General features: G+C 67.8%; 3 protein-coding genes and 1 pseudogene. 3 read left to right on the top strand and 1 reads right to left on the bottom strand.

The genetic code is table 11. The features are described 5' to 3' along the window. The 3 genes and pseudogenes from WA965_RS14705 to WA965_RS14695 form a co-directional block, all read left to right on the top strand. Nucleotides 1-308, top strand: a pseudogene (locus tag WA965_RS14705) (CoA transferase); the annotation flags it as partial. Continuing rightward, the gene (locus tag WA965_RS14700; RefSeq protein WP_526299374.1) at nucleotides 302-1,606 is read left to right on the top strand and encodes an amidohydrolase family protein; all 1,305 of its coding nucleotides are present in this window, start codon (nucleotides 302-304) and stop codon (nucleotides 1,604-1,606) included. The pseudogene WA965_RS14705 and the gene WA965_RS14700, both read left to right, overlap by 7 nt. A gap of 686 nt (nucleotides 1,607-2,292) precedes the next feature. Beyond that, nucleotides 2,293-3,504, top strand: coding sequence for a PE-PPE domain-containing protein (locus tag WA965_RS14695; RefSeq protein ID WP_526299372.1), 1,212 nt, complete (start codon nucleotides 2,293-2,295; stop codon nucleotides 3,502-3,504). A gap of 1 nt (nucleotide 3,505) precedes the next feature. Here the strand turns inward: WA965_RS14695 and WA965_RS14690 are convergent. Next, nucleotides 3,506-4,002, bottom strand: a 497-nt coding sequence (locus tag WA965_RS14690; RefSeq protein WP_526447686.1) for an alpha/beta hydrolase, incomplete at its 5' end; no start/stop codon positions are given.

Genomic DNA, 4,002 nt, shown 5'->3' with positions numbered 1-4,002 from the left:
ACGCGGCGGTGTCGGGCGGACTCGTCGCCGGCCCGTCGGGCGCACCGGCGTTCTGCGGGGACGCGATCGCCGACCCGCTGACGGGCATCCATGCGGCTCACGCGCTGCTGCAGTCGCGGAGCCGCGGTGGGGGCGAGATCGTCGAGATCGCGATGTCGGCCGTGGCCGCATCGTACGCCCAGCTGGACCACGGCGACCAAAAGTCCTGCACCACAGCACCGTTGCTTACTTCTCGGGCTTCGCCCCTGGGATCGGACAACGTTCTGGTGGACCGACTGGTGGCGCAACGGCTTGTCGCCTCATGTTGATCCGGCGGGCGAGGTTGCTCGACGGGACCATGACCGACATCCGCGTGGGCGACCGGATCGCCGCGGTGGCCGACGATCTGGCCCCCCGACACGGTGAGGCCGTCTACGACGTCGCCGGTGGCACCGTGATCCCCGGGCTGCACGATCACCACCTGCACCTGAGGGCAGCCGCCGCAGCGCTGCACTCGGTCCGGGTGGGCCCTGACGAAGTCCGCGGCAGACAGGACCTCGCCCGGGTACTCGCCGGTGCCGACGTCGGAGAGGACGGCTGGATCCGCGCCGTGGGGTATCACGAGTCGGCTGCCGGGCCGCTGGACCGACGCATGCTCGACGAGGTCTGCCCCACCGTTCCGCTGCGGGTGCAGCATCGCAGCGGAGTGCAGTGGACGCTGAACTCGGCCGGGCTGAGACGCCTCGGCTTCGGCGACCATCCCGACGGTCGGCTGCGCAGCGCGGACGCCAGCTGGTCGTTGTCGCTGTTGCGCGGCGAACCGAGCCTGGCGGAGATCGGCTCGCGGTTGAGTCGGCTCGGGGTCACCGGCGTCACCGACGCCACCCCCGATCTCGAGGACCGCGACGTCGTAGGTCTGCAGGATGCGCACCGGCGGCGCGAGCTGCGTCAGAGGGTGCACGTCCTGGCCCCCGGTAAGCGGATCCTGCACGACGACGACCTCGACCTCGAGGGCTTGATCCGATGGATCAGCGACAGGCATGCCGCGGGCGGACCGGTCGCGGTGCACTGTGTGACGGCCGCGCAGCTGGTTGTCACGCTGGAAGCACTGCGTTGTGCCGGCCGTCATCCGGGTGATCGCATCGAGCACGCCGCGGTGGTGCCCGACGGCACCATGTCCGATCTCGCGGCCAGTGGAGCGACGGTGGTCACCCAGCCGAACTTCGTCGCGGAGCGCGGAGATCAGTACCTGCGCGACGTCCCCGTCGCCGAACACCACGAACTATGGCGGGTCGGTGCGCTGCGGCGGGCGGGGATTCCCGTCGCGTTGTCCACCGACGCACCCTTCGGTGACGTCGACCCGTGGGCGGCAATGCGCGCCGCGGTCCACCGCCGGACGGTATCCGGAGCGGTGTTCGGCGAGGCCGAGTGCATCACGGTGCCGGAGGCGCTGGCGATGTTCTTCGGCGAGGCCGCCCGGCCCGCGTCCCCCCGCGCAGTCGCACCCGGCGCACCGGGCGACCTGTGCGTCGTGTCGACCTCACCCGCTGAGACGATGCGCGAACTGGACGCAGGCATGGTGACGGCGACCATCATCGCCGGAGAGTTGGTCTTCGAGAGGCCCTGAGCCCGCTCACGTGCTGGTCTTGGATACCCACGGACGTACCTATGGGCAAAACGATCCGTAGGCGGCGTCACTACCCGCCACTACAGCGACAACTTCGGGCATCTATCAGTGTGGCAAACCACTGCAACCGGCCGGCCTGGTCCCGGACGATGAGTTCTGCAACCTGGCCGTGCGGGAGGGCCGGACGCGCACCGTCGAGGAGATGGATGTCTTCGCCATGGCGGAAACCTGAGAATGGAACTCCGGCCGGTGTGGCGGTGATATCCAGCTGATACGGCGTTTGTCTTCGCCATCTGTTCGGGATCGGTACCCACCCCTTCTCCCCGGCGCCCCGGTGCGGCCCATGGTTCGGGGGCGAGCAACGAGCGGCTGTGGCGTGAACGCGGGTGTCGCGTCGCCGTGGGACGCAATAGTTCGTCAGCTCGACACGACTCACAAGCCAGCAACACGCGATGGGGCTTTCGGTATCACGAGATGTGCGTCACAATGAGTGCTGACCGGTCTCCGGTCAGCAAACTACGCTTCCGGTTTCGTCTATCGGAGCGTCGGGGGAAGACGCATCTGCTTCGTTAGGGGAATCAACTATGGGTGGTCCGTCACAGTCGTCTCAGGACTTCTCGGACCGGGATCTGTTCCGGTCCGCGAACCAGTCGCGCAGATTCCCGCGAGGAGCGAGGGAGCTAGCCGTGTGCGCGGCTCTGCTGCCACTCGTCGCCGTGCCGACCGCAGGTGCTGCTGCGGTGCCCCCGGTGCCGACTCCGGCCACCGTGTTGACCATCTTTCCCTGGGAAGGGTCCATGGAAGATGAGCTTCAAGGATCGCTGTGCCAATCGCCCAACAGCTGCGTCCCGATCGATCAGTTCCTCTGGGACCCGAATGGCGTCGCGACCATCGAGACGACCATCGACACCACGCCCGGCACCAAGGTCGTGTTCTCCTACAGCGAGGGGGCTCGGTCGGTAGCGGACTGGATGCAGGAGCATGCCGACGACCCCGATGCCCCCTCGCCGGATGAGCTGTCGTTCGTGGTGATCGGCAATCCCACTCGAGCCTATGGGGGCTCCGACCGTCAGGTGATGCCGGAAACCCAGTACCAGGTGATCGACATATCGCGCCAGTACGACACCGCCTCCGACTTCCCCGACAACCCGTTCAACTTGCTGGCCCTGCTCAACTCGCTGGCCGCGTTCACGGTCATCCACACCGATTACGAAGACGTGGACATGCACGATCCCGCCAATATCGTGTGGAAGGAGGGGAACACGACGTACGTCTTCGTGCCGACCGAGAACCTGCCGCTGCTCGAACCGCTGCGTCGGCTGGGGCTCACGGACTTGGCCGACGCCCTCAACGGGCCGCTGAAAGAGATCGTGGAACGAGGTTACGACCGGTCGTATCTGCCGACGGACGAGGAAGAACCGGCGAGCGCCTCCGTGTTGGCTGCCCCGCTGGGAACCGACCCGGCGGAGCACGATGCCGGGCGCGCAAGCCAGACGCCGGAGGCGGCTGACCCCGCTCCATCTTCGGCCGCAGCGAAGTCCGGACAGCAGGATGTTGCCCGCAACGACTCGGGCGCAACCGATGCCCTCGCCACCACGTCTCCATCGGATGCGATCGACGACGCGGATGTTGAAGCGCCGCCCACCTCCGGGTCTGGCGAAAGCGACGAGAACGGTGGCGATGCGGACGAGACGGCAGAGGCGACCACCGCGTCCGAAACCGAGCAGGAATCGGAAACGGCCGGCGGTCGCAAGAGGGTGAGTGCGGGTGCGCACACGGACGACGCGACGACAAAGGGTGAAGACCGGGATAGGTCGTCCGGCGCCGACCGTGACAAGGCCGCCGACAACAACAAAGCCGACGACAACGACAAGGCCGCCGACAGCGACAGCGACTGAACTACGCCGCCGGCGGCGCGAACACCGTCTTCAGCAGCGCGCACTGACTGGCAAAAAACGATTGTGAGACATCAGCTTTCGGTGCGATCCCGTCGAACCCGTGGAATGCGCCGTCGACCACCATGACCTCGCACGGCACGCCCGCGGCACGCAGCCGCTCGGCGTAGGCCAGGTCCTCGTCGTGGAACAGGTCCAGTGTCCCGACACCGATCCATGCCGGCGGCAGGCCGGCCAGATCCTTGCGGCGGGCGGGGACGGCGACCTCGGGATCGGCGTCGCCCAGATAAGCCCGCCAACCGAACCGGTTGCTCGACTGGTTCCACAGGCGGTGGCCGGGATTGTCCAGACCGGTGCGCTGCACGGTGCGGTCATCGACCATCGGGTAGACGAGGATCTGCGCGGCCACGTCGATCTCGCCGCGGTCGCGGGTGAGCAGCGCGAGCGTGGCCGCCAACCCGCCGCCCGCACTGGCGCCGCCGATCGCCACCCGCTCAGGGT

This window comes from Mycobacterium sp., assembly GCF_049683935.1.
In the GTDB taxonomy this organism is placed as follows: Bacteria; Actinomycetota; Actinomycetes; order Mycobacteriales; family Mycobacteriaceae; genus Mycobacterium.
This window is presented reverse-complemented; position numbering and strand designations above follow the sequence as displayed.

What these genes read in the sequence shown, in the direction of transcription:
- WA965_RS14700 (WP_526299374.1), top strand. Translation starts at nt 302, where the DNA reads ATGTTGATCCGGCGGGCGAGGTTGCTCGACGGGACCATGACCGACATC.